Below are 25,571 nucleotides of genomic sequence, written 5' to 3'. Positions count from 1 at the left end.
AATCGCTCACATCTCACACCGCCCCGCATTCAATCTCTCCAAGTTAACAATGCCCATGAGAGGGTTCCGGCATCCCGAGCGCGCGGGTCTTTCCTGTCATGCTTCGGGCCGATCCGGCAACACTTCGCGCTCAGGCGCCATCGGCTGCGCGCATCGCTCGATCGCAAACAGCTTGCAGCGCGATTTGATACGTGGGCCACTTTTCACCGGCATCACCCAAGATCTGTCAGTTGCTTTCTGAGCAGGGGGAGCTTGCCGATCTCTCGTCTCGCAGGCGACTATTTGGTAGCGCCGCGCAACGATTGAGGTCCTTGCTGCTCCCCAGATCACTGCGCACCATCGACCAGCGACGCGAAGATGCGATACGTGGCCACTATCCGCTCGTCATTAGGAATGTTTTTATTGACGAGGATGACGATCCCCAGTTGCTTCTCGGGCACGAAAGCAACGTAGGCACTGAAGCCGTTCGTTGCGCCTGTCTTATTGATCCAGACGTCTTGGCGGGGTTTTTGCGGCGGATTCAGCGCGACCACCGGCGTTGCTTCGAAGACCATCTTGGCCGAATTCCCCTCCAGCAAGGCTTTCAGTTTGGTAGGGTACGGGTACTGCTCCCAAATCAGATCCTGAGTCATCGGCCCTGCCTGGAAGTAGCCGGTATGCGTATCGGTGATCGCCTGCTGGAGCGTGTCGTCAAGGTGGACAAGCGCCATGTTGGCCCGCACGAAGCGGAGCATATCCTCCACCGTTGATTTGACGCCGTAGGCTTCCGCCGACAGCATGCCGCGTGCCACCCGGATCGGCGCGCCTTCCTTAGTGTGGCCCTGTGCGTAGTTTCCCATTTGGGATTCAGGCACGTTGATGAATGTGTTCTTCATCCCGAGCGAAGGGAACAGCCACTGTTCCATCAGCGCCGTGAAATCCCGGCCCATGCTTTTCGCGGTGATCATGCCGAGCATTCCAATGCTCGGATTGGCATAGGTCCGGTACGCTCCAGCCGTGTAAGCGGGCTGCCATTCCTTGAAATACTGCATCAGCTGATCGTCATTGCGGATCCACTCTGGCACCTGCAAGGGAAATCCACCTGACGTATGCGTGCCAAGATTGAGGAGTTCCACTTTGCCCAGCCGGCTACCCCGCATCGCAGGCAGGTACTGGCTCGTTGGGGCCGACAAGGACAGCTTGCCACTCGCCTGCGCGTACGACGCAAGCGTCGCGGTCAAGGTCTTGCTCACGGACCCGAGTTCAAACAAGGTGTCGCGCGTAATAGGCGCATACGTTTCGATCGATGACACGCCAAAATTGAACACGTGTGGTTCACCCTTGACGATGATGCCGACTGCCATCCCGGGCACGTCGTATTTAGCCATCACCGGCTGGATGGCCTCGCTCACCACTTGTCTGAGTTTGTCCTGCGAGCTGTCGGAGGCGTGACAGGAGGTCGAAACGACGCTCATGGAGAACGCAGCCGTCATCATCAGACTACGGGTATTGAACTTCATATCCTTGAATCCTTCGTTTCTGTTGGTTGATCGTGAGACGCACGTGCTCGTGCCGAATGGCCGCATTGAGAGGGCCGGAAAGAACGAACGATAATCCCAGCAACCTTGATCTGACGAGGCAAAACCTGTTCATGCTCAAATCCTCATGAGGCTGATGGCAGGGGGTGGTTGATCTCTCTGCAGCATGATCAGCGTGCCATCAAAATGTAATATAAATGTAAGGAGAACTGTCCGTTTACAACATAGGGGTTTTCATCAATCTAGGCTTCGTCTTCTTCTTGCCCGGCGCGAGCAACGGGATCGGCGTGTCGTCCGCGTGCAGCTTGGACGGTGCCATCGTGTAGCAGCGCAACGCCTCGCACTGGCTGCCCCAGCGACCCGTGCTGGCCGGGTCGAGCTTCACGCAGTCAGCCGCGCGCGGCAATCTGCGACTGCCGGTACAACGGAGTATGGTCAGCGTATTTCGGTAAGCGATCAGACAAAGACGCCCCTCTATAAATGGAGCTTCTTGGAGAGTCGCTGGCCGTCCCTCAAGAAACCATGTCGCTCATAGAAGTGGTGAGCAGCCGGTCGGTGATCGCCGCTTGTCACTTCCAACTTTACACACCCGACCTGCCTAAACCAGTGTTCTGCAGCGCCAATCAGTGCGCTACCAACTCCGTTTCCCCGATATCGCTCGTCGACGACCATGCTAGTTATGCGCCCGAGATTGCCCGCCGCGTGGAAGAGCGGTAGTGCGTGGAGGCTAATACTACCGATAACTTCTTCTCGCACGGACGCCACAATGATTTTGTCTACCAGGCTCGGAAGCATCGCTTCAACTTTCTCAAGGACTAGCGCTGGAGTTGTCTGGTAGCCGAGTTGCTGCAGCAAGAATGCAGTTGTTGCGTGATCCGATGGTCGCGATTCACGGATGAGAATGTCCGATGACGTCATCGCCTACAGTGCTCCAAGGTAAAAGATCTTCGTAGTCGCTGAGAGTTGTTGCCTTCGGTAACGCCCTAAACAGCGAGACCAGATAGCGATACGGATCAACACCGTTCGCCTTGCACGTCTCGACGAGGGAGTACAGGTTAGCACTGGCCTGCGCGCCGGCGACAGTATCGGAGAACAACCAGCCCTTGCGGCCGACGACGAACGGCCGGATCGCGTTCTCGCACAGGTTGTTCGAGATCGGCCAGTTTCCGTTCTCGACGTAGCGGACCAGCTTGGGCCATTGCCCGCTCATGTATTGCAGCGCCTTGCCAAGCAGACTCGACGGCACAACGCTTGGCAGATGCTCGACCAGTATGCGCTCGATGACGGTGAGCACGCGAGCGCTGTACCGGGCGCGCAGTCGCTGCCGGCGTTCAGCCTTCCACTTCGCGCTGCGCGCCTCGGCCGCAAACAGCTTGCCGATCAGCATCACGAAGCGCGTGGCTAGCAGATCAGGCGAGCGTGCAGCCTTCGGCACCGACTCCTCGGCCTTGATGAAGCCGCGACGAACGTGTGCCCAGCATCCGAGATGCACGAGCTGGTGATCGTGGGCGATGCCGTTGTAGAGTTCGTACCCGTCAGTCATCAGCACGGTGCCGGGTTGCACGCCGGCATAGAGCTTCTGCGCATGCTGGGCACCGCGCCCCGGCGAGTACGAGAACATCCGTACCGGTGGCCCTGAGCCGTTGACCTGCGCCCACAGGTAACTCTTCGCCTGCGGCCTGCGTCCTGGTTCCTTCAGCACTTGGAACGTGGTTTCGTCGCCGTATATCAGGTCTGATTCGAGCAGCGCGTCGCGCATCAGGTTAATCACCGGCTGCGTGGCTAGTCCCACCCGCACCACACTGGCGGCCAGCGTGTTCGACGAGATATCGCCGCCGAAGCGACGCAGCAGTGTGGCCTGACGATACAGCGGCATGCCGTACTGGTACTTGCCAGTGATGATCCACGCCAGCGCGGATTCCGTGAGCAGCCCGCGCGGGACGATGCGCGCCGGTGCGGGCGTGACCTTAATGCCGAGGTCACAGCACGGGCACGCGTACTTGACCCGCTGGTGCTGAACGACACGCACCCGCTCGGGAATCACGTCAAGCTGTTCGCTCGTCTCGACACCGATCTCCACGAGGGCATGGCCGTCGTGCGCGCAGAATCGTTCAGACTCCGGCAATTCGTGCCGCACGATCTCGCGCGGCAGGTTCGGATCGAGTGGTTTGCGCCCGCGTTTTCCTCGCGCGTGGGCGGCGACTAACGTACCGGGCACATCCTCGCGCGCGGGCGCGTCGGTAGCCGTCGCCAGTGCCTCTGCTTCGTTGAACAGGCCCAGCTGGTCGACATGGCGCGCTTCGCTTGAGGCGCCGAACAATTCGTGCTTGTAGGCTCGCAGCTTCTCTTCGGCCAGATCGCGCTGAGCCGTCACGAGCCGAAGCTCACCGCGCAGCGCATCGCGTTCGACGCTCGCGGCAATCAGCGCCTCGTACTCCTCGGCGCTCAAAATGACGGGATTGTTCGGCATGGCCGATTAGACCATGTCACCCGCGTGGTGTTCAGCTCATCCGCGCGTAATATCGCTGGGGATGCTTATGGATCACGGCCAAGTCGATGCCGTCGAGCAGCCAGTGCAACTGCTCGGCGCTGAGCATGATCGTGTCGCCTCCGTTCGGCCAGATGAAGCGGTCAGCTTCGAGGCGCTTGAGTAGCAACCGGAAGCCGTTGCCGCCCCAGCCAAGAATCTTGATGCGATCGCGACGGCGATTGCCGAAGACGAACAGCGCTGAGGTCATCGGGTTCAGGCGCATCGCCTGTTCGACCAAGATCGACAGCCCGTTGATGCCCATGCGGAAGTCGACCGGATCGCGATGCAGGTAGACCTTCAGCCCTTCGTCGAACCGGAACACGGCAGCCTCCCGAGCATCTGGATCAGCGTCGTGATCTCCTCAAGCCCCGCTTCGCCCAGCTTCAATTCCACCCCGTTGGGCAGGCGCACGTTCAGCGAGAGCGACAGCTTTGCTTCGGGGGTAACGGGCTGCGCCGCCGCCGCGACGACCGGGATAAATGCCGGTGACGAGGCAGGCATATCGATCACATCGTTGTCTGCTGGCTCCGTCGGCAAATTTGCCGTCTTCTGGCTGCGCTGATAGCGCGTCACCCAACTGCGCAGCAGATTCGGGTTGATTCCGTACTCCATCGCCGTGCGCGCTATCGACACGCCCGGCTGAAGGCATTGCCGGATCAATTCCTCCCGCGCCGCTTCGTCGTACTCGCGGCGACCGTCTCGTTTCTGGCCGATCACCAGCCGCTCATGCAAATCCTGTTTATCGTTCATTGACTCTGATGCCATGTGTCCACGTGGACACGTAGCATCTGTGAGTCACGTGACCGATGCTAGGGCGTCGGTAAATGATCGCTTACCTTCGAGCAGCACTCACGTGGCAAGCGCTACTTGCGATGAGCCGATCGCCGTCGCTCGGCCTGTTCGCTCATGTGCAGTCGTACTTCACCGAGTATCTGCCACGGCAACGAGGCGCCAGCGTTCATACCATCCGCGCCTACCGGGATGCGCTGACGTTGCTGTTCAAGTTCGTCTCCGAGCAGAGCGGCCACGGTGTTGCCTCTTTGCAGCGCGATTACACGTTGCTGCTGTTCCTATACAACTGTGGTGCTCGGGTCAGCGAAGCTGCGGGCCTTCGGTGGGACGACCTGCAATTGACTGCACCAAGGCAGGTGCGCCTGCGTGGCAAGGGTAAAAAGGAACGTCTATTGCCGTTGTGGCCCGAGACGGCCAACGCATTGCACCGACTTCGCGGCATGTCACGCGACGCCGACGGGCAGTGCGTGTTCGTCAATCGGCACGGGCAACCCTTGACGCGCGACGGCATCGCCTACATCCTCACCAAGTACGCGACCGCGGCGGCTCAGGACAATCCCGCGCTGATGCGAAAGCACATCACCCCGCACGTCCTGCGCCACAGTTGCGCTGTCGCGTTGCTGCAGTCCGGAACCGACGTGACGGTGATCCGCGATTACTTGGGTCATACCAGCGTCGCAACGACAGGTCGTTACATCACGATCAACCTGCAGATGAAGCGCGACGCCATGCAGGCGTTCTGGAAAAAGGCCTGCATTGAGCCGGTGAACGCAAAGTCATGGAAGCCAAAGGGCGACCTGCTCGCGTTCCTACAGTCCTTGTGAGCGCGCTCAACTTTATGTGGAGTTCGAACCCCGGAGACGTCGCTCGCACGTTGGCGAAAGCTTGTTCTCTCCCGGATAAAACCGAGCTCGGGATAATGCGCCTTATGCCGAGCTCGGCATAAGGCGCATGCGAGACGGTACACGACGTTCACGACCGCACACCTACCGACGCGACCGGACAGGTACTCGAATTGATCGGCGAACTCTACGGCATCGAGGCGGACATCCGCGGCAAACCCGCCGCTGAACGGCTGCGCGTGCGGCAGGAGAAAAGCATGCCCCTGCTCGCGACCATCAAGACGTGGATGACGGACAAGCTCGCGATGCTGTCGAAGAAATCCGACCTTGCCAAGGCGATCCGTTACTCGCTCAATCAGCGGGATGCGCTCGTGCTGTATTGCCAAGAGGGGCGTGCCGAGATCAGCAATGCCCTGGCCGAAAACGCACTGCGCTGTGTGAGGACTGGGCGTTCATTGTGCACCTCCTTCCGAAACCTCGGTAAACATTGGGAGTTGCCCTTCAACGCCGTTGCGACACGGGCGATGTTTGCGAGTCAGCGCCGCCGTAACAGCTTCACTGCGCAGATCGCTTGCGCGAATCTGCCACGGGGCATCCGGCATTACCTGCTCGGCAGGCAGAACCTTATCGTTGATTAGACGCCGGATTATGTAGTGGGTAACGCCAAGCGCTTTCGCCGCCTCGGACATCGTCAACCAGTCACCATCCTTCTCAGCCGACTTGTACGCATAGATATCGCGCACTCGCCGTACGGAGCTGACGCGATGCGCAGTCCAGGTCTTGCCTTGGCCCGTGCGTATTCCCATCCGGTTTAGTGATGCGGCAATATCCTGATCAGACCATCGGGTTGCCATGCTGCGGATGACTGCGAGCGCTTCGTCGGACGTGCTGCATCCGTGCTCGCCGGTCTTGGGCTTGCGGATCCGCACCTGCGAGTGCTGACCGCCTTGCCAGTGAATCGTGAGAATGACTTCACGCGTTGACTCGTCCACGTCTGCGACTATATCGACGATCAGCGCCCGAACCACCTGCTGGCGCATGCGCATGGTGACGCCCGGAGCATTCCAGGCGGCATCGAGGTCCTCGGCGAGCTTCGTAAAGTCAGGAGCAGCGATAGGTGCCGCCGGTGTGCGTGCAGTCTCCAGGCGCGCCTGGCAGGCCAGTACGCAACGCAACGCTGCTTCCCAATTCTTCTCCAACTGCGCGGCGATCAGACGGTTATCGGGATCGCAGGCGACGTAGCGTCGCTCTGCCAGCGTGGCTTCGTACTGAGCCTGCTGCAGTTCAAGTTCGATGATCCGACGCTGCTCGCTCAGGGTATCCATAAGCATCTGCTCGGCCTGCAAGGCTGCCTCTATCGCCATTGGCTCCACGACACGCATTAGTTCTCTCGCGATCGCGGCGTCTATGCGAGAGCCGCCGAAGCTCATGCATTTCGGTGGCAGGTCAAAGCGATAGCATCGGTAGACCGGTCGCGGTGTGCGTCCAGTATAGGCTACCGACAGGCGACGTCCGCAGCGCGCGCATCCAAGCAGGCCTGCCAGTAGGGCTCGCCCGCCACGCCCTGATTTTACGTCGCCTGCCTTGCCGTAGGCGTTGGCGGCGAGCAGCTTCTGGTTGCGCTCGAATTCTGCCCAGTCGATGTAGCCTTCGTGGTGCTCCTTGAGCAGAACCTCCCACTCCTCGAACGGCTTGCGGTGCTTGTAGCTCTTGTGTGCACGGCCATCAACGATGGTCGTCTGCTTCCCGCTCTTACCATAAGCGTAGGCTCCGGCATAGAACGGATTCCTGAGCACCGAGATCACGTTACGGTAGCGTATCAGCGTCCAGTCGAAGTGCGTCAGGGTCCTGCCATCGGTCGGGCGTGGGAAGTGGACTTGTTCGGCCCGTAACGACAGGAAGGCCTGCCGTGCGCTACCCAGTTCGCGAAAGCGAGTAAAGATCAGGCGTATCACCTCCTGTAGCCGTTGGTTCGGATCAAGACCCAGGCCGACATCACGATGCCAGAAGTAGCCGATCGGTACGCTGATGCGCAATTCACCGCGCTGAGCCTTGGCACGCGCGGCATCCAGCATGCGCGTTCGAAGCACGTTGAGCGCGAATTCGCTAATGCGGCCCTTCATGCCGAGCAGCAGCCGGTCGTTCGGCCGGCAGGGATCGTACACGCCATCAAGGTCGATGACCCGCGCCTCGACGAGACCACACAGTTCGAGCAGATGGTGCCAGTCGCGCCCGTTACGGGCAAGACGTGATGCATCCAGGCAAAGGACAGCGCCGACTTCACCGGCACAGAGCAATGCCACCAGGCGCTCAAAGCCGGGCCGGGCCACCGTTCCGCTCGCCGATCGACCCAGATCATCGTCGATGACCTCGATATCGCGAAACCCGCACCGCTTTGCTTCTCCCACGAGCTCGTACTGGCGACGCTAGCTCTCGAGGTTCATCTGGACCTGGGCCTGCGTTGACTGACGGACATAAACTACCGCCTTGCGCTGGAGAAGGGGCGCCGGCAAACGATCAGCGTTCGTCATCGTCACGCTCCTTCCTGGTGGTTACGCCGGCGGCTTGGATCAGCAGGCTTGCAAGATGTGCGATTACCTTTGCGCGCTGCGCCGCGTTCATTCCCTGAAGCTCGGCGTTGTTGAACACCATGCTCATCTGGCGCGGCGTCACCGCCGGCGATTGCGGTCGTGCTGGAACATCCCTTGGCAGCTGGCCCATTGCGTTTCTCCCGGACGATGTTGAAACCGTCCGGCGAGTTTGCTCGCAAGCGCCGATCAACAAGCAGCCTATGCAGGGTGCACAGCACCGCCACGGTAACCCTCGGCTCGCCGAGCTCCATGGCTGAACACACGGCCCGATCGAGCATCCACGCTGCCACCACCTTGACTACGCCAGGGCCGGCGTCGACATGCACCACGCGGCCGCCGCTGCGATTCTCGACGTCTCGAACCTTGACGCGGCGACCATACAGCGGATGCCAACGATAATGGACTTCAACTTCTTGCCCGATATGGGCAGAATGAACACGAGCTTGCTCTGGGTCGCAAGAACTTCTTGTTCGCCGGCTCCGATAGCGGGGGCGAACGGGCTGCCGCGATGTACAGTCTGATCGGCACGTGCCAGCTCAACGGCATCAACCCGCGCGCCTACCTCGAATACGTCCTGACCCATATCGCTGATCACCCCATCAACCGTATCGACGAACTGCTACCCTGGAACCTGGCCAGGAAACTGCAAGAGCAGTCTTGCCCACCGGCCTACACAGGCTGATTGCCAGAGCGCGAAAACCAGATCGCCCGATACCTGATCATGCATCATGCGCGCACCGTATTGCGAACGGCCTTCGCGAGGTGCTTACAACGCGCACCACTATCCGCGATCAGCATGTAGAGGCCACCGCCATCCGCGTAATGATCCGGCGCTACTTCTTTCGCGACTCGCAGAGCGCTGAGTCGATGCAACTGTCGTCCGGCCATGTTGCCCTCCCTACCCACAAACCCACATCGCTACCCATACTTCGCGAGGAAATTGTGCGGGACGTCAACGGTAGTCGCAAGCACGCTGTTACCCATAAACCGCTTTAAAATCAGCGATCTAGATGGCATCAACAGAAGAGATAGGAATAGCCTGGAAGACCCATTGGGCGGAAGGCAGCCGGAGTCGAACCGACCTGGCGCGGGCTGACCGCACCAACTGGGTTTGAAGCCCAGCCGCACCACCGGATACGAATGCCTTCCTGCGAGAACGGGAACGGAAGCGGGAGCCGATATAAAAAAGCATACCGCCCCGTCAAGAACCGTAGAGAACCGTAGCGAACTACACGAGCCCGAACCCGGACTACTGCGAACCGATCAGCAACCGGCTATCGGCGCGCAACCAGTGAAGATCGCGGTGGAAGCGAGTATACCCAACGCGATCGAAGAACTCGAGAATTTGAATCGCGCGCTTGCGGCCGAGGCCCGTCGCGTCGCGAAACGTCGCCGCATCGAGCGCGCCGCCGTGCTCGCTCGCGAGTCGCGCGATCAATTGCGCAAGTTCCGCGATCACGTCGCGGTGATAGAACAGGTCCCGCACGACCTGATGCACGTCGCCGCGCCGCGCGAGCTTGCGCAGCAGCGCGCGCGCCGCGTCCTCCGCCGCGCCCGCCGCCGCCGCATGATCGCGCACCCACGGCGGATCGTAGCGGCCCGCCGCGACGAGCGGCAGCAAGCGCCCGGCCAACGCCTCCTCGCGCGCATCGAAGCTCACCGCGTGCGACGGCAGATGCAGCCACGGGCCGCTGCGCACGATCGCGCCTTCGGCGATCAGCGCATCGGTCAACGCACGCCACAACGCATCGTCCGCGAGCGGCGCCGCGATCCGGCGCAGCCGCGCGACATCCGGCCCCTGCTCGTCCGGCGAGCGCTGATGAAACGTCGCGAGCGCGTCGAGCACGCGTGCGCGCAGCGCGTCCCAATGCCCGCGCGCGACAACGCGCGCTTCGTCCGCATGCCTGCCCGGCGCGGCGACGTTCACTGCATCGGCCGGCAACGCCCATGCATCCGCCGGCAAGCCCGTCAGGTGCATCAGCGTCGCGCGCGTGATGCCGAGCGGCGCTTCGTCGAGCAGCGCATCGAGGCGGCCTTCGTCGAGCCAGAGCGCGAGCGCGTCGAGCCATGCGCGCCGCGCGCTCGTGCGCCGCTTGCGCGCGGGGCCGAACGGATCGAGCACGCGCCCGCCGCCCACCGTGCGCGTCGCCTGCGCGTTGCGCACGATGAAGCGGTCGCCCGGCACCGCGAACACCGGCTCCGTGAAATTCAATTGCGCGCGCGCGCGCTGGCCGGCCCCGAGCGTATCGCCCTCGAGCAGCGCAACGTGCGCAACCCTGTGCAGCGTGCCGAGATGCACGTGCAGCGGCGTCCAATGCGAGATCGTCACGTCGGCGTCCGCCGTCAGCGTCAGCTCGACGTCGATGCGCGGCGAAAGCGTCGCGAGCCGCGGATCGACGATCGCGTCGCCGCGCGCGAGCGCCGCCTTGTCGATGCCCGCGAGATTCAGCGCGCAGCGCTCGCCAGCATGGCCGACGTCGGTCGCGCGGTTCTGCGCATGGACGCCGCGCACCCGCACCGGTTCGCCCGTGCGCGCGACGGCGAGCGTATCGCCCGTGCGCACGCGCCCCGCGAACGCGGTGCCCGTCACGACGGTGCCTTGCCCCGCGAGCGTGAACACGCGATCGACCGCGAGCCGGAACAGGCCGTCGTCGCGCCGCGCACGCCAGGCGAGCGCCGTGTCGCGCAGATGCGCGTTCAATGCGGCGACGCCCGCATCGTCCGGCTCGGTCGCGCGCGTCTCGAAAACCGGCGCATCGGCGAGCGGCGACGTCGCGAGCCATGCGCGGATCTCGTCGCACACCTGCGCGATGCGCGCCGCGTCGACGCGATCGCATTTCGTCAGCGCGACCGCGCCGTGCGCGAGCCCGAGCAGGTGCAGAATCGCGAGATGCTCGCGCGTCTGCGGCATCACGCCGTCGTCGGCGGCGATCACGACGAGCGCGAAATCGATCCCGCACGCGCCCGCCGCCATCGTATGGACGAGCTTCTCGTGGCCGGGCACGTCGACGAAGCCGAGCACGTCGCCGTTCGGCAGCGGCGTGTACGCGTAGCCGAGCTCGATCGAGATCCCGCGCGCCTTCTCTTCCTTCAGCCGATCGGTGTCGACGCCCGTCAGCGCGCGCACGAGCGTCGTCTTGCCGTGATCGATGTGGCCCGCGGTTCCGACGATCATGCGCGCGTATCCGTCGGCGCTTGCGCGCATTGCGCGACGAATGCCGCTTCGTCGCCCGCTTCGAGGCAGCGCAGATCGAGCCGCAGCGCGTCGTCGGCGATGCGGCCGAGCACCGGGCGCGGCCAGCCGCGCAGGCGCTTCTCGAGCTGCGCGAGCGCGCGGCCGCTGCGCTTGCCGTCGCTCGCGCGCACGACGAGGCCGCAGCTCGGCAACTGATCGACGGGCAGCGCGCCGCTGCCGATCTGGCTGAACATCGGCTCGACGTCGACCGCGAACGCCGCGCCGATCGCGCGTTGCAGCGCCGGCCGCACACGCCCGGCCGTCGCCGCGATGTCCGCCTGCGCGCGCGTAAGCAGCCGCAACGTCGTCAACCGCTCGCGCAGGAATTCGGGCGCCTGGTACAGGCGCAGCACCGGCTCGAGCGCGGCGAGCGTCAGCTTGCCGACGCGCAGCGCGCGCTTGAGCGGATGCTGCTTGATCTTCGAGATCAGGTCGCGCCGCCCGACGACGAGGCCCGCCTGCGGGCCGCCGAGCAGCTTGTCGCCGCTGAACGTGACGAGATCCGCGCCCGCTTCGACGGTCTCGCGCACCGTCGTCTCCTTCGGCAAGCCCCAGCGCGTCAGGTCGACGAGCGTGCCGCTGCCGAGATCGACGGCGACGGGCACCCCATGCTCGCGCGCGAGCGGCGCGAGCTCCTGCAGCGTCACTTCCTTCGTGAAGCCGCTGATCGCGTAATTGCTGCAATGCACTTTCATCAGGAGCGCGGTGCGCGGCCCGATCGCTTGCGCATAGTCGCTCAGATGCGTGCGGTTCGTCGTGCCGACCTCGCGCAGCTTCGCGCCCGCGCGGCTCATGATGTCGGGAATGCGAAACGCGCCGCCGATCTCGACGAGCTCGCCGCGCGACACGATCACTTCCTTCTTCGGCGCGAGCGCGGACAGCGCGAGCAGCACGGCGGCCGCATTGTTGTTGACGACGGTCGCCGCCTCCGCGCCCGTCAGCTCGCAGACGAGCGCGTCGATCAGATCGTCGCGGTCGCCGCGGCGGCCCGTCGCGAGATCGAATTCGAGATTCATCGGCTGCGTGAGCGCCTGCACGACCGCGCGCACCGCTTCGTCCGGCAGCAGCGCACGGCCGAGATTCGTGTGCAGCACGGTGCCTGTCAGGTTGAACACCGCGCGCATCGCGCCCGCCGCGCCGGCGGCGAGCCGCGCGCGCACGTCGGCGGCGATCCGCGCATCGTCGAGCGCCCCGGCCGCGGCCGGATCGCGGCGCGCGGCGTCGCGCCACGCGTCGAGCGATGCGCGCACCGCGGCGAGCGCGCGCGTGCGGCCGTATTCGTCGACGAGCGGCTTCATCTCGCCCGACGACAGCACGCGCTCGACCGACGGCACGCGCGCGAGCAGCACGTTGACTTCGTTCGCGCCCGTCCCGCTCACGTCCGCTCGTCCCCTGCCGCGTCGGCCGGCAAGTCGGGCCACAGCAGCGGATTCGGCGACGCGCGCCGGTAGCCCGCCTCGCCCATCAGCAGATCGAGCGTGAGGCTCGCGAGATCGTCCGCGAGCGGCTCGACGTCGTAGTCCTTCTCCTGATAGCCGATCTTCCGGTACGTATGGCACTCGTCGCACGATTCGGCCTTGATCGCTTCGCTGCCGCCTTCGATTCCGTGATATGCGATCCCCTTCGTCGAATCGCAGTGCGAGCACTTCGTGCGGACCATGTGCCACTCGGTCGAGCACAGCCCACACTGGAGGAAGCGGTAGCCCTGATGCTGGCCGCCGACGCGCACGATGCTCGCGACCGGCTGCGCGCCGCACACCGGGCACAGGCCGGGCTGTTCGAGATACGGGACGTCGGCGGGCGCGATGCGGCTCGCGAGCGCGGTCCACACCACCTGCAGCGCGGCCATCAGGAACGGCGCCGACGCCGGCTCGATCTCGGCGAAGCGCTGCGCGAGAAGCGCGTCGGCCTGCGCGTCGAGCGCGGCGGGCTCGCGCAGCCGCAGCCCGTCGATCAGTTTCGCGAGCGGCGGATTCACGAGGCCCGCGCGCTCGACGCGGTCGAGCAGGCTTTGCAGCACGTCGCGCCAGCGCGGATCGCGCGCGCCGCCGAGCGCCGGCGCGAGCGGCATCGAATGGCGCTGCGCCTGCTCGATCGCCGCCTTCGCGGGCGCGTTCGGCTCGAACGTCTGCAGCAATTCGTGCTGCGCGTCGGCGGCGGCCGCCATCAGCCGCAGATAGCCCGCGATCGGGTTCAGGTCCGCGAGCTTGCGCAGCCGCGCGGCGCGCGCGGCGAACACGGCGCCGCGCTCGGGCATCCGCACGCGCGGAATGGCCGAATGGTCGAGCGATGCGATTTCGCCCGGTTCGAGAATGCGTTGGGTTGGGTCAGTCACGTGAGTGCCCTAAAAAAACAAGCGCCGAATCGTCGGCGCTTTGGGTTCCGTCCGCCGTCCGCTCGCCCGCCGCCCGCATGGGCGGCCCGGCGGCCCGGCGGACAAGCGGCGGGCGGCGCTCGAACCGACCGAGTCCGCGCGCCGCGCCGGCTTCGTGCGATGCGACGTTACTTCACGCTCTCGCGAAACCACTTCGGATGGTGCTTTCTGGCCCAGCCGACGGTCACGGTGCCGCGCACCATCGCGCCGATCGAGCCCTTCACCCACAGCGCCGCGTAAACATGCACGACGATGCCGACGATCAGCGCGAACGCCGCCGCCGCATGGACGACGGCCGCCGCGCGAATCACGCCGATCGGAAAGTAGAACGAGAAATAGCGCCGCCAGATCACGATCCCGGAGACGAGCAGCAACAGCAGACACGCCACCATCACGAAGAATAGCAGCTTCTGTCCCGCGTTATAGCGGCCGACTTCCGGCAGCTTGTCCTCGCGGTTCGCGAGCACGTCGTCCATCTGCCGCAGCCACTGGCGATCGCCCGCGTCGAGCAGGTTGTGATGCCAGTAGCGCGCGACCATCACCGCGAACGACGCGAACATCACGAGGCCGACGAACGGATGCAGGAGCCGCGTCCACTGCCCGCCGCCGAACAGCGCCGTCATCCAGAACATCGACGGATGGAACAGCGCGAGCCCGGACAGCGCGAGCAGCACGAACGAGATCGCGGTGATCCAGTGGTTCGAGCGCTCGTTCGCCGTGTAGCGGACGATCAGGTTCGGGTCGTCATGCTTCATTTCGCGTCCTCCTTGATGCGGCGCGCTTCGTCGCGGGCGGCGGCTTCCTCGTCGTCCGTCACTTCGTTCGGGCCGACGCGCGTGTAATGGAAGAAGCCGGCGAGCGCGGACAGCGCGATGCCCGCCACCGCGAGCGGCTTCGCGATCCCCTTCCACAGCTTCACCATCGGGCTGATCGACGGATTGTCGGGCAGGCCGTGATACAGCGACGGCTCGTCCGCGTGATGCAGCACGTACATCACGTGCGTGCCGCCGACGCCCTGCGGATCGTACAGCCCCGCGTTCTCGAAGCCGCGCCCCTTCAGATCGGCGACGCGCTCGGCCGCGTGCCGCTTCATGTCATCCTTCGTGCCGAACACGATCGCGCCCGTCGGGCAGGTCTTCACGCACGCGGGCTCCTGGCCGACGGCGACGCGGTCCGAGCACAGCGTGCACTTGTACGCGCGGTTGTCCTGCTTCGAGATCCGCGGGATGTTGAACGGGCAGCCGGTCACGCAGTAGCCGCAGCCGATGCAGTTCTCCTCGTGGAAATCGACGATCCCGTTGTTGTACTGCACGATCGCGCCCGGCGAAGGGCACGCCTTCAGGCAGCCCGGGTCCTCGCAGTGCATGCAGCCGTCCTTGCGGATCAGCCACTCGAGGTCGCCCGCCGGGTTCTCGTATTCGGCGAAACGCATCACCGTCCACGAGTGCTCGGTCAGGTCGGCCGGGTTGTCGTAGACGCCGACGTTCGTGCCAACTTCGTCGCGCAGGTCGTTCCACTCCATGCAGGCCGTCTGGCACGCCTTGCAGCCGATGCACTTCGATACGTCGATCAGCTTCGCGACGCTGCCCGTCGCCGGCTCGCGCGCGGTGGGCGCTGGCGTCGTGGTGGCCGAGACGCGCTTGATGTCGAGCGATTGCAATGCCATCTCTTTCCCCTTACGCCTTTTCCACTTTCACCAGGAACGACTTGAATTCCGGTGTCTGCGAGTTGCCGTCGCCGACGGACGGAGTCAGGGTGTTCGCGAGATAGCCGGGCTTCGTCAACCCCTTGAAGCCCCAATGCAACGGAATGCCGACCGTCTGCACCTTCCGGCCGTCGACCGTGAGCGGCTTGATCCGCTTCGTGACGAGCGCGACCGCGACGATGTGCCCGCGGTTCGACGACACCTTCACGCGGTCGCCGTGCGCGACGCCGACCTCCTTCGCGAGTTCCTCGCCGATCTCGACGAACTGCTCGGGCTGGATGATCGCGTTCAGCCGCGCATGCTTCGTCCAGTAGTGGAAGTGCTCGGTCAGACGATAGGTCGTCGCGACGTGCGGGAACTGGTCGACCTTGCCGAACGCCGCGCGGTCGTCCGGGAACACGCGGGCAGCCGGATTGTTCAGCGCCCGCGGATTGTCCGGATGCAGCGGGTTCGCGGCGAGCGGCGTCTCGAACGGCTCGTAGTGCTCGGGGAACGGGCCTTCGTTCATGCCGGCGCGCGCGAAGAAGCGGGCGACGCCTTCCGGATTCATGATGAACGGCCCCATGCCGTTTTCGGGCGGCTCGTCGGCCTTGTAGTCCGGAATGTCCGCGCCTGTCCACGCGCTGCCGTTCCAGCCGATCAGCTTGCGGGTCGGGTCGAACGGCTTGCCGCTCACGTCGCACGACGCGCGGTTGTACAGGATCCGCCGGTTCGCCGGCCACGCCCACGCCCAGTTCAGCGTCTGGCCGATGCCGGTCGGGTCCGCGTTGTCGCGGCGCGCCATCTGGTTGCCCGCTTGCGTCCACGCGCCGCAGAAGATCCAGCAGCCGCTCGCGGTCGTGCCGTCGTCCTTCAGTTGCGCGAAGCCGGCGAGTTGCTCGCCCTTCTTCACGAGCGTCTTCGCCGGGTCCTTCGGGTCCGGCAGATCGGCGAGCGCGCGGCCGTTGAACTCCATCGCGAGCTCTTCGGGCGTCGGGCTTTCCGGGTTTGCGTACGGCCAGCTCAGATTGACGATCGGGTCGGGATACTTGCCGCCGTCCTTCCGGTACATGTCGCGCATCCGCAGGAAGAGCCCCGACATGATCTCGAGGTCGCTCTTCGCCTGGCCGGGCGGCTCCGCGCCCTGCCAGTGCCACTGCAGCACCCGGCCGGAATTGACGAGCGAGCCGCGCTCCTCCGCGAAGCACGACGTCGGCAGCCGGAACACCTCGGTCTGGATCTTCGACGAATCGACGTCGTTGAACTCGCCGTGATTCTTCCAGAACTCGGACGTCTCGGTCGCAAGCGGGTCCATGATCACGAGCCACTTCAGCTTCGCGAGCGCCTCGGACGTCTTGCGCTTGGACGGCGACGCCGCAAGCGGATTGAAGCCCTGGCAGATGTAGCCGTTCATCTTGCCCGCGTGCATCAGCTCGATCGTCTGCAGCAGGTCATACGGCTTGTCGAGCTTCGGCAGGTAGTCGTAGCCCCAGTTGTTCGCGGCGCTGGCCGCGTCGCCCCACCACGCCTTCATGAAGCTCACGTGGAACGCGCGGTAGTTCTTCCAGTAGCTCAGTTGGTTCGGCCGCAGCGGCTGCTGCGCGCGCTTCTGGATGTAGGCGTCGAAATCCTGCTCGGCCTGCATCGGCAGCGTCATGTAGCCCGGCAGCAGGTTCGACATCAGCCCGAGGTCGGTGAGCCCCTGGATGTTCGAGTGCCCGCGCAGCGCGTTCATCCCGCCGCCCGCGATGCCGATGTTGCCGAGCAGGAGCTGCACCATCGCGCCCGTGCGGATCATCTGCGCGCCGACCGAGTGGTGCGTCCACCCGAGCGCGTACAGCACCGTGCCGGCGCGGCCGGGCACGGCCGTCGTCGCGAGCATCTCGCACACCTTCAGGAACTTGTCCTTCGGCGTGCCGCAGATCTTCTCGACCATCTCCGGCGTGTAGCGCGCGTAGTGCTGCTTGAGCAGGTTGTACACGCAGCGCGGGTGCGCAAGCGTGTCGTCGACCTTCACGAAGCCGTCGTCGCCGCGCTCGTAGTCCCATGTCGACTTGTCCGGGTACGCGTGCTTGTCCGCGTCGTAGCCGGAATAGATGCCGTCGTCGAACGCGAAGTCCTCGCGAACGATGAACGAGAAATCCGTGTAGTGCCTGACGTACTCGTGCTGAATCTTGTCGTTCGTCAGCAGGTAGTTGATCACCCCGCCGAGGAATGCGATGTCCGTGCCGGTGCGAATCGGCGCGTAATAGTCCGCGACCGATGCGGTGCGCGTGAAGCGCGGATCGACGACGACGAGGCGCGCGTTGCGATGCGCCTTCGCTTCGGTGACCCACTTGAAACCGCACGGGTGTGCCTCGGCGGCATTGCCGCCCATCACGAGAATAACGTCCGCGTTCTTGATGTCGACCCAATGGTTCGTCATCGCGCCACGGCCAAACGTCGGGGCAAGACCTGCCACCGTCGGGCCATGTCAGACACGAGCCTGGTTGTCGAACGCGAGCATCCCCATGCTGCGCACGGTCTTGTGCGTCAGATAGCCGACCTCGTTGCTGCCCGCCGACGCGGCCAGCATGCCCGTCGTGAGCCAGCGGTTGACCTTCATGCCGTCGTCCGTCGTCTCGACGAAGTTCGCGTCGCGGTCCGCCTTCATCAGCTTCGCGATCCGGTCGAGCGCGTCGCTCCACGAGATCGGCTGCCACTTGTCGGAGCCGGCCGCGCGGTACTCGGGCTGCGTGAGGCGGCTCGGGCTATGGATGAAGTCGATGAGGCTCGCGCCCTTCGGGCACAGCGTGCCGCGGTTGACCGGGTGGTCGGGGTCGCCCTCGATGTGGATGATGCTCGACGTGGCGTTCTTCGCGCCGTCGCCGAGGCCGTACATCAGGATTCCGCAACCGACCGAGCAATATGGACAGGTGTTGCGGGTTTCGACAGTGCGCGCCAGCTTGTATTGGCGGACCTCGGCGAGCGCTTCGGCCGGCGAGAAGCCCATCAGGGCTAGGCTCGATCCGGCGAGCGTCGTCGCGGACAGCTTCAGGAACTGGCGCCGGGACAGTTGGAGCATGGTGGTCTCGGGCGGGTTGTATTGAAGGGGAAGGATTGGATTTTGCGTGGCTGGGGTAACGAATGCGTGGTTGCGGATTGCGCGGCCGCTCCGTGCGCGGCGGCGACGGGCCGTGCTGCCTATCGTCTTTCCTTTATATGACAACGCGAGAGAATCGGATAGCGGAACCGTCACCAATAAGGGAAAACCATTTCTTACAGCGCGCAAGGTTATCAGATCGCGCGAAAACGCGGCGTGTCGCGCGAGGCGCTCGCGCACCAGCACAGCGCCGAGCCGATCGACGGTCCGTCACCCGTCGCCCCGCGCGCCGCGCGCCGCGTGCCGGAAGATCGTCGTCGCGGGATCTCGTCGGGTTGCCGGCGACGGCGCTCGGCGAACGCGACGACCACCCTTGCCGCGTGGCGCTCTCGCGCGTTTACGGCATCCGGCACGAAATATTGAGGGAGCGACGCGCAGCGACCGCGGGCGGCGCGTCGTCGTCAAGCGTCGCCGGGCCGCGTCCTCGCCTGGTTCCAGCCGAGCGCGTCGTAGAGCCGGTAGCGCGCGATGCCGAGATATTCGTGCAGCGCGAGATCGGCGACCGAGAAGTTGTGCGCGAGCGGCAGCGGGAACGTCACCGCTTGCAGATACTCGGCGCGCACGGGAGTCGCGGCGACGCCGAAATGCGAGAAATACAGCACGCTGCGCCGCAAGTGGATGCCCGACGTGACAAGCAGCACGCGGTCCGCGCGATAGCCGTCCAGCACGGCGCGCGTGAATTGCGCGTTCTGCCACGTGTTCATGCTGCGCGGCTCGGACAGCACGTCGGCCGCGTCGATGCCGAGGCCGATCAGCGCGTCGCGATAGACGGCCGCCTCCGGCACGCCGTTGCGACGCGCGTCGCCGCCGCTCACGATGAGCTTGCAGTCGGCGTTCGCGCGCGCGCGGCGGCAGTCGCGGTAGAGGCTCGCCGCCTCGACGACCCTTGAATAGGAGAACGTGCCGGGCTCGACCGCCCCCGTCGCCGCGATCTTCTCGGTGCCGAGGCCGAGCATCACGATCGCGTTGCGCGCGCCCCACTCGATCGCCGGCCGCGCCGCGTACGGCGCCTGCAATCCGCGCAGCAGCCACGCGGGCACGGGGCCGCAGCCGATCGCGAAGAACGCGGCGATGGCCGCGACGAACAGTGCCCGGCTCGCGCGGCGGCGCTTCGCGAGCCGCAGCAGCGCGGCGACGAGAACGACGGCGGTCAGCAGCGCGAGCGTCATGCGGCGGCCTCCGGCGCGCACGCGATGGCGCGCGGGCGCGGGCGCGAACGGTATGGCGCGGCGGTCCGGGTTGCCGGCGGCGTCGGGCGCGAAAATCGGGGCATGGCGGCGGTCACGCGATGATCAGGCCCGAGATTATGCACGGGCATCGGCATCGCGGCCAGCGCGTTTGCGCGGCGTGCGGGGGCGAAGGCGCCGAGCGGACGTCGTCGGCGCTCAGAACGACGGCAGCCCCGGCGGATTCGTCTCCGACCGGTCGACCGCCTCCGACAGCAGCCCCCATCGCGCGAGCGCCCGCCGGTACTTGCCGTCGCGGATCAGATCGTTGGTCGCGAGCGTCAGCGCGTCGGCGAGGCCGCTGCCCTTGCGCGTCGCGATCGCGACGTCGGCCCTGACCGGCCAGCCCGCGTTCACGTTGCCGACGCACCGAATCCTGCCGTCGCGCGCCGCCTGGTACGCGAGCGTCGCGTTCGGATTCAGCTCGGCGTCCGCGCGCCCCGAGAGCAGCGCGACGCGCGATGCGCCGTCGTCGTCGAAGTACAGTACGTCGACCGGCTTGCGCCCCTGCGCGACGTTGCGCCGGTTCCATTCGAGCAGGATGCGCTCCTGGCTCGTTCCCGACGCGGTGATGATCCGCAGGCCCGCGACGTCCCGCGGCCCGGCGATCCGCGCGATCGGGCTCGCGGTCCTCACATAGAAGCCGTGCAGGCCGAGCCGGTACGTCGTGAAATCGAACTTCTCCTTGCGCTTCTCAGTGACGCCGACATTCGAGATCACCGCATCGTACTTGCCGGAGCTCAGCCCGAGCGGCCAGTCGGCCCACGCAACGGGCACGAGCGCGAGCCGCCGGCCTAGCGCATCGGCGATCAGTTGCGCGTAATCCGGGTCCGCGCCGACGACGGTGCGCGCGTCGGTCGCGAACGTCGCGACGGGGGGCGCATGCGGCGCGATCGCGACGGTGAACGCGCCGTCGTCGACCCAACGGCAGCGGCGCGCGGCGTCGATGGCGGCCGGATCGCGGGCGGCGCGCACGCGGCCCGCCTGACGCGGATCGAGATCGACCGCGATGCCGGCGGCGCGCGCGCCGGACGGCGCGGCGGCCAACGCGGCCGCGAACGCCGCCGCGCGGCCGATGAACGTGCGTCGGTCGATCATCGCGGCGATGCCTCCGATGCGATCGATGCGGCGCGGTGCAATGCGAGCGCGTGCGATTGCGCGATGCGCTCGCGCTCGGCGACGTCGTCACAGCAGCGACCGCCTTCGCCCAGGCCGCCGCGCCGCACGTCCGCCTGTCGCCGCGCCGCCATCACAGCACCTTCGAGAGGAACGCGCGCGTGCGCGGATGCGCGGGCGCGCCGAGCACCTGCGCGGGCGGCCCCGCTTCGATGATCCGGCCGTGCTCCATGAACAGAATCGTGTCCGCGACCTCGCGCGCGAAGCCGATTTCGTGCGTGACGACGACGAGCGTCGTTCCCGAGCGCGCGAGCTCCTTGATCACGTCGAGCACCTCGTTGACGAGCTCCGGATCGAGCGCGGACGTCGGCTCGTCGAACAGCAGCACCTTCGGCTTCAGTGCAAGCGCGCGCGCGATCGCGACGCGCTGCTGCTGGCCGCCCGACAACTGGCGCGGATACGCGTCGGCCTTCGCGGCGAGACCGACGCGCGCGAGCAGCTCGCGCGCGATGCGCTCGGCCTCGGCGCGCGTCGCGCGGCCCGACGCGACGGGCGCCTCGACGACGTTCTCGAGCACGGTGAGGTGCGGGAACAGGTTGAAGTTCTGGAACACCATGCCGACGTCGGCGCGGCGGCGCAGCACGTCCTTTTCCTTCAACTCGTACAGCGTGTCGCCGTCGCGGCGATAGCCGACCAGCTCGCCATCGATGTCGATGAAGCCGCCGTCGACGCGCTCGAGATGGTTGATCGTGCGCAGCAGCGTCGATTTGCCGGAGCCGGACTGGCCGAGGATCACGGTGACGCTGCCTGCCGGCGCGACGAACGACACGTCGTCGAGCACCTTGTGCGGGCCGAAGCTCTTCGATACGCGACGCACGGCGACCTCGCCGCCGCGGCGCGTGCCCGCCGGCGCGGCGGCCGCCCTGTCGCCGCGCGCGAATCGCGCGCCGGAAGCCGACGCCTCGCCGGCCGGACGCGCGCCTTTTTCCACGGCGCGCGCCGCATCGTCCGAGCGGGCCGCCGACACTACCGCCCGCCCGCGCCGCGGCAATGCATCGACCAGCTTGCCGACGAGCGCCGCGACGGGCGACCGCCCCGGATGGCGCACCGCGCCGCGCGCGTAGCGCCGCTCGACCTGCGCCTGAACGATCGACAGCACGGTCAGGATGATCAAATACCAGACCGTCGCGACCATCAGCAGCGGAATCACCTCGAGATTGCGCCGGTAGATCACCTGCACCGTGTAGAAGAGCTCGGGCATCGCGAGCACATACACCATCGACGTGCCCTTCGCGAGCGAGATCAGATCGTTGAACGCGACGGGCAGAAACGCACGCATCGCCTGCGGCAGCACGATGCGCGTCGCCTGACGCGCGCGCGGCAGGCCAAGCGCGGCGGCCGCCTCGAGCTGCCCCTGATCGACCGACAGGATGCCGCCGCGAATCCCCTCGGCCGCGAACGCCGCGTGATTGAGCGTCAGGCCGAGCACGGCCGCGCAGAACGGGCTGATCAGGTCGGCCGTCGCGACGTCGGCGAACGTGATCCCCGTGAACGGCACGCCGAGCCACACGTGGTCGTACAGATAGCCGAGATTGTTCAGGATCAGCAGCAGCACGACGAGCGGAATCGAGCGGAACAGCCAGATGAACGCCCATGCGCACGCGGCGAGCAGCGGCGAGCGGGACACGCGCGCGAGCGCGAGCGGCACGCCGAGCGCGAAGCCGAACAGCGCGCCGAGCGCGGTCAGCAACAGCGTGCGCGCGAGCCCCGACAGCACCGGCCCGGACAGGAGCCATTCGGCGAAGACCGGCCAGCCCCATTGCGGATTGCCGAGCACCGAGTTCAGCACGAGCGCGATCAGCACGGCGGCGAGCACGGTGCCCGCCGTGCGCGCGCGATAGCGGGCCGGCACGATCCTGAAACGCGGCGCGTCGGCGCGCGCGGCGGGAATGCCCGGCGCCGGCAACGCGCCGCCGACAGCGTGAGTGACGTCGCTCATGAGCGTGGCTCCTTGCTGATTCGATGTCGTGCCGCGCGCACCTTCGATGCGCCGATGCCGATTGCAACGGCGAGCGCGGCCGCAGCGCTCGCGCGCGACGCGGCATGCGCGCGGCGCCGCGCCGCCGCCGGCCGCGCCGTCATGCGATTTCGGCCGCCGCGCGGCGGCTTTCCTTGCGCGGCAGGCCGAGGTGGTCGCGCAGCGTGGCGCCGGCGAGCGTGCGCCGGTAGCGGCCGCGCGCCTCGAGCGCCGGGATCACGAGCTCGACGAAATCGTCGAGCCCCTGCGCCTGCACCGCGAAGCCGAGGATGAAGCCGTCGCCCGCGCCCGCGTCGATCCAGCGGATCAGCGCGTCGGCGACGTCTTGCGCCGCGCCGATGAACTGCGGGCGCGGCGTCGCGACGGCGAGCGCGGTCTCGCGCAGCGTGAGCCCCTTCGCGCGCGCGTCGGCCTTGATGTGGTCGGTCGTCGAGCGGAAGCTGTTGCGGCCGACGTCGCCGAGCTCCGGGAACGGCGCGTCGAGCGGGTATTGCGTGAAGTCGTGGTGGTCGAAGTAGCGGCCGAGATACGCGAGCGCGTCGTCGATCGTCAGCAGATCCTGGATCGCGCGGTACTTGTCCTCCGCTTCGGCCGCGGTGCGCCCGACGATCGGCCCGATGCCGGGGAAGATCTTCACGTCGTCCGCCCGGCGGCCGTGCGCGAGCGCACTGTCCTTCACGCGCCGCGTGAACGCGCGCGTCTCGTCGAGCGACGGCGAGTGCGTGAACACCGCATCCGCGTACTTGCCCGCGAGCGCGATCCCCGCGTCCGACGAGCCCGCCTGGAAAATCACCGGCTGCCCCTGCGGCGAGCGCTGGATGTTGAGCGGCCCGGCGACCTCGAAGAACCGGCCCGAATGATCGAGCGCATGCAGCTTGTCGCGCGCGAAAAAGCGGCCGCTCGCGCGGTCACGCACGAATGCGTCATCGTCCCAGCTATCCCACAGCCCCTGCGCGACGCTCAGGTATTCGTCGGCGATCTCGTAGCGCAGGTCGTGCTCCGGGTGCTTCGTGCCGTAGTTCTTCGCGGTGCCCTCGAGCGGCGTCGTCACGACGTTCCAGCCCGCGCGGCCGCCGCTCAGCAGATCGAGCGACGCGAACTGCCGCGCAACCGTGAACGGCTCGCTGTACGACGTCGACACGGTGCCCGCGAGGCCGATCTTCGACGTCGCGGTCGCGAGCGCGGACAACAGCGAGATCGGCTCGAAGCGGTTCAGGAAGTGCGGGATCGACTTCTCGTTGATGTAGAGGCCGTCGGCGACGAACGCGAACGCGATGCCGTTCGCCTCCGCCTTGCGCGCGACGCGCACCAGGAAGTCGAGGTTGACGCTCGCGTCGGGCGGATTGCTTGGGTGCCGCCACGCGTTCATGTGGCTGCCCGCGCCTTGCAGCATGATGCCGAATGGGATCGTGGACTGGGTCATGGCGAAGATCGGTGTCGTTGGGATCGGGTAAAGGCGCGCGGCCCGCGCGCGCCGCGCGCTCAGGTCCGCACGGGCAGCTCGCGCGCGAGCAGCTCGACGGACGCGAGCCGCGCCGGATAGTGCGTGACGGGCGAATCGACGACGAACTCGGCCACGCCGTAGCGGCGCGACAGCGCATCGAGCTCGCGGTGCACGTCGCCCGGCGCGCCGGCGATCACGTGCGGACGCAGCTCGTCGACCCGGTAATCGGTCGCGCCGCTCTGGCGCGCGAACTCGGCCGCCGCCTGCGCGCTGCCGAGATTGAAGCTCTGGCCGCCCGCGAGCTTCAGCTTGAAGATCCGCAGCGCGCCGATCAGCCGCTCGGCGTCGCCCTTCGTCGGCGCGGCGACCGCGTACAGCGCGAGGAGCGGCGCGCGTCCGGTCGCGCTGCGGTAGGCGCCGAGCGAGCGCTCGACGTTCGCCTCGTCGCCGTTGAAGTGCCCGGCATAGCAGAACTGCCAGCCGAGCCGCGCGGCGAGCGCGGCGCTCTCGGGCGAGCCGCCGAGCAGCACGCGCTCGGGCGCCTCGGGCGGCACCGGCAGCGCGAGCGCGCCGGCGAGCGGATGCTCCTCGGCGACGCCCCAGTTCAGGAACGCGTCGAGCTCGGCGAGCTGGTCGGCGAACGCGGGCTTGCGCGGCTTGCCGTGCAGCGACTGCAGCGCGCGCGTCGTGAGCGGCAGGCCGCCCGGCGCCTTGCCGACGCCGAGATCGACGCGCCCCGGCGCGAGCGACGCGAGCAGCTTGAACGTCTCGGCGACCTTGAACGGGCTGTAGTGCTGAAGCATCACGCCGCCCGAGCCGACGCGGATCGTCGACGTATGCGCGAGCACGTGCGACACGACGATCTCGGGCGCGGAACTCGCGAGCCCCGGCGCGCCGTGATGCTCGGCGATCCAGAAGCGGCGATAGCCGAGCGCCTCGGCGCGCCGCGCGAGCGCGACCGTGAAGCGCAGCGCGTCGGCCGCCGTCGCGCCTTCGGCGATCGGGCTCTTGTCCAGCAGCGATAACGAATAAGACATGGC

At 66.4% G+C, this 25,571-nt stretch carries 20 protein-coding genes, 1 tRNA gene and 4 pseudogenes; 4 read left to right on the top strand and 21 right to left on the bottom strand.

Translation table 11 applies throughout. From position 1 onward, the window contains the following. Nucleotides 1-55: 55 nt before the first annotated feature. A pseudogene (locus tag WS92_RS36390) lies at nucleotides 56-195 on the top strand (IS6 family transposase); the annotation flags it as partial. A gap of 131 nt (nucleotides 196-326) precedes the next feature. Here the strand turns inward: WS92_RS36390 and ampC are convergent. The 6 genes and pseudogenes from ampC to WS92_RS06025 form a co-directional block, all read right to left on the bottom strand. After that, on the bottom strand, nucleotides 327-1,499 hold the full coding sequence (gene ampC / locus WS92_RS06050) for a class C beta-lactamase (RefSeq protein WP_059933820.1): 1,173 nt from the start codon (nucleotides 1,497-1,499) through the stop codon (nucleotides 327-329). Between the two features lie 265 nt (nucleotides 1,500-1,764). Further along, nucleotides 1,765-1,987 (bottom strand): annotated as a pseudogene (locus WS92_RS31215) (transposase); the annotation flags it as partial. A gap of 4 nt (nucleotides 1,988-1,991) precedes the next feature. Continuing rightward, complete coding sequence (locus WS92_RS31210) at nucleotides 1,992-2,312, bottom strand: GNAT family N-acetyltransferase (protein WP_242425353.1); 321 nt, start codon at nucleotides 2,310-2,312, stop codon at nucleotides 1,992-1,994. A 94-nt stretch (nucleotides 2,313-2,406) separates the two neighbouring features. Then, the gene (locus tag WS92_RS06035) at nucleotides 2,407-3,987 is read right to left on the bottom strand and encodes an IS66 family transposase (protein ID WP_061083814.1); all 1,581 of its coding nucleotides are present in this window, start codon (nucleotides 3,985-3,987) and stop codon (nucleotides 2,407-2,409) included. A gap of 31 nt (nucleotides 3,988-4,018) precedes the next feature. After that, on the bottom strand, nucleotides 4,019-4,369 hold the full coding sequence (gene tnpB, locus WS92_RS06030) for an IS66 family insertion sequence element accessory protein TnpB (RefSeq protein ID WP_061083813.1): 351 nt from the start codon (nucleotides 4,367-4,369) through the stop codon (nucleotides 4,019-4,021). Next, nucleotides 4,345-4,797, bottom strand: a complete 453-nt coding sequence (locus WS92_RS06025; protein ID WP_059933741.1) for an IS66-like element accessory protein TnpA — start codon at nucleotides 4,795-4,797, stop codon at nucleotides 4,345-4,347. The genes tnpB and WS92_RS06025 overlap by 25 nt, the downstream gene beginning before the upstream one ends. 74 nt (nucleotides 4,798-4,871) lie before the next feature. Here WS92_RS06025 and WS92_RS06020 point away from each other — a divergent pair, with 74 nt between their 5' ends. Continuing rightward, nucleotides 4,872-5,663, top strand: coding sequence for a tyrosine-type recombinase/integrase (locus WS92_RS06020; RefSeq protein ID WP_231755939.1), 792 nt, complete (start codon nucleotides 4,872-4,874; stop codon nucleotides 5,661-5,663). A 137-nt stretch (nucleotides 5,664-5,800) separates the two neighbouring features. Continuing rightward, a pseudogene (locus WS92_RS31205) lies at nucleotides 5,801-6,133 on the top strand (transposase); the annotation flags it as partial. Here the strand turns inward: WS92_RS31205 and WS92_RS06015 are convergent. Next, entirely contained in the window at nucleotides 6,134-8,089 is a 1,956-nt protein-coding gene (locus tag WS92_RS06015; RefSeq protein ID WP_231755938.1) for a recombinase family protein, read from the bottom strand. It lies immediately after the preceding pseudogene. Between the two features lie 109 nt (nucleotides 8,090-8,198). After that, a complete protein-coding gene (locus tag WS92_RS31200; RefSeq protein ID WP_063534587.1) occupies nucleotides 8,199-8,402 on the bottom strand; it encodes a hypothetical protein in 204 nt (67 codons plus the stop codon). Nucleotides 8,403-8,714: 312 nt separating this feature from the next. Between WS92_RS31200 and WS92_RS31195 the strand changes: the two are divergent. Further along, nucleotides 8,715-8,954, top strand: a pseudogene (locus WS92_RS31195) (transposase domain-containing protein); the annotation flags it as partial. A 374-nt stretch (nucleotides 8,955-9,328) separates the two neighbouring features. On the opposite strand, the gene WS92_RS35585 reads toward WS92_RS31195, so the two are convergent. The 13 genes from WS92_RS35585 to WS92_RS05945 all read right to left on the bottom strand — a co-directional run bounded on the left by WS92_RS35585 (nucleotide 9,329) and on the right by WS92_RS05945 (nucleotide 25,568). Further along, nucleotides 9,329-9,421, bottom strand: a tRNA-Sec gene (locus WS92_RS35585). Between the two features lie 100 nt (nucleotides 9,422-9,521). Then, complete coding sequence (gene selB / locus WS92_RS06005) at nucleotides 9,522-11,447, bottom strand: selenocysteine-specific translation elongation factor (protein ID WP_059931988.1); 1,926 nt, start codon at nucleotides 11,445-11,447, stop codon at nucleotides 9,522-9,524. Beyond that, on the bottom strand, nucleotides 11,444-12,886 hold the full coding sequence (gene selA / locus WS92_RS06000; protein WP_059931967.1) for an L-seryl-tRNA(Sec) selenium transferase: 1,443 nt from the start codon (nucleotides 12,884-12,886) through the stop codon (nucleotides 11,444-11,446). The genes selB and selA overlap by 4 nt, the downstream gene beginning before the upstream one ends. Beyond that, the gene (fdhE, locus tag WS92_RS05995; protein ID WP_006028675.1) at nucleotides 12,883-13,842 is read right to left on the bottom strand and encodes a formate dehydrogenase accessory protein FdhE; all 960 of its coding nucleotides are present in this window, start codon (nucleotides 13,840-13,842) and stop codon (nucleotides 12,883-12,885) included. The genes selA and fdhE overlap by 4 nt, the downstream gene beginning before the upstream one ends. A 167-nt stretch (nucleotides 13,843-14,009) precedes the next feature. Further along, nucleotides 14,010-14,636: a formate dehydrogenase subunit gamma gene (locus tag WS92_RS05990; protein ID WP_015604143.1), complete on the bottom strand. Its 627-nt coding sequence runs from the start codon at nucleotides 14,634-14,636 to the stop codon at nucleotides 14,010-14,012. Continuing rightward, nucleotides 14,633-15,547 (bottom strand): formate dehydrogenase subunit beta, encoded by a 915-nt coding sequence (gene fdxH, locus WS92_RS05985; protein WP_059931965.1) that lies wholly within the window; start codon nucleotides 15,545-15,547, stop codon nucleotides 14,633-14,635. Before fdxH ends, WS92_RS05990 begins: the two co-directional genes overlap by 4 nt. A 10-nt stretch (nucleotides 15,548-15,557) precedes the next feature. Then, the gene (gene fdnG, locus WS92_RS05980) at nucleotides 15,558-18,629 is read right to left on the bottom strand and encodes a formate dehydrogenase-N subunit alpha (protein ID WP_141667968.1); all 3,072 of its coding nucleotides are present in this window, start codon (nucleotides 18,627-18,629) and stop codon (nucleotides 15,558-15,560) included. Nucleotides 18,630-18,841: 212 nt separating this feature from the next. Beyond that, a complete protein-coding gene (locus tag WS92_RS35580; protein WP_156443000.1) occupies nucleotides 18,842-19,018 on the bottom strand; it encodes a hypothetical protein in 177 nt (58 codons plus the stop codon). A gap of 90 nt (nucleotides 19,019-19,108) precedes the next feature. Beyond that, nucleotides 19,109-19,876, bottom strand: coding sequence for a YdcF family protein (locus WS92_RS05970; protein WP_006028670.1), 768 nt, complete (start codon nucleotides 19,874-19,876; stop codon nucleotides 19,109-19,111). A gap of 216 nt (nucleotides 19,877-20,092) precedes the next feature. Further along, nucleotides 20,093-21,031, bottom strand: a complete 939-nt coding sequence (locus tag WS92_RS05965; RefSeq protein WP_059931961.1) for an ABC transporter substrate-binding protein — start codon at nucleotides 21,029-21,031, stop codon at nucleotides 20,093-20,095. A gap of 151 nt (nucleotides 21,032-21,182) precedes the next feature. Further along, nucleotides 21,183-23,048, bottom strand: a complete 1,866-nt coding sequence (locus WS92_RS36965) for an amino acid ABC transporter permease/ATP-binding protein (protein WP_082743713.1) — start codon at nucleotides 23,046-23,048, stop codon at nucleotides 21,183-21,185. A gap of 139 nt (nucleotides 23,049-23,187) precedes the next feature. Then, nucleotides 23,188-24,510 (bottom strand): LLM class flavin-dependent oxidoreductase, encoded by a 1,323-nt coding sequence (locus WS92_RS05950; RefSeq protein WP_006028667.1) that lies wholly within the window; start codon nucleotides 24,508-24,510, stop codon nucleotides 23,188-23,190. Nucleotides 24,511-24,569: 59 nt separating this feature from the next. Continuing rightward, a complete protein-coding gene (locus WS92_RS05945; RefSeq protein ID WP_015603538.1) occupies nucleotides 24,570-25,568 on the bottom strand; it encodes an LLM class flavin-dependent oxidoreductase in 999 nt (332 codons plus the stop codon). Nucleotides 25,569-25,571: the final 3 nt, after the last annotated feature.

Source organism: Burkholderia sp. MSMB1588 (assembly GCF_001546925.1).
Taxonomy (GTDB): domain Bacteria; phylum Pseudomonadota; class Gammaproteobacteria; order Burkholderiales; family Burkholderiaceae; genus Burkholderia; species Burkholderia humptydooensis.
The sequence above is the reverse complement of the archived record's forward strand: the minus strand, read 5'-3'. Positions and strand labels throughout refer to the sequence as shown.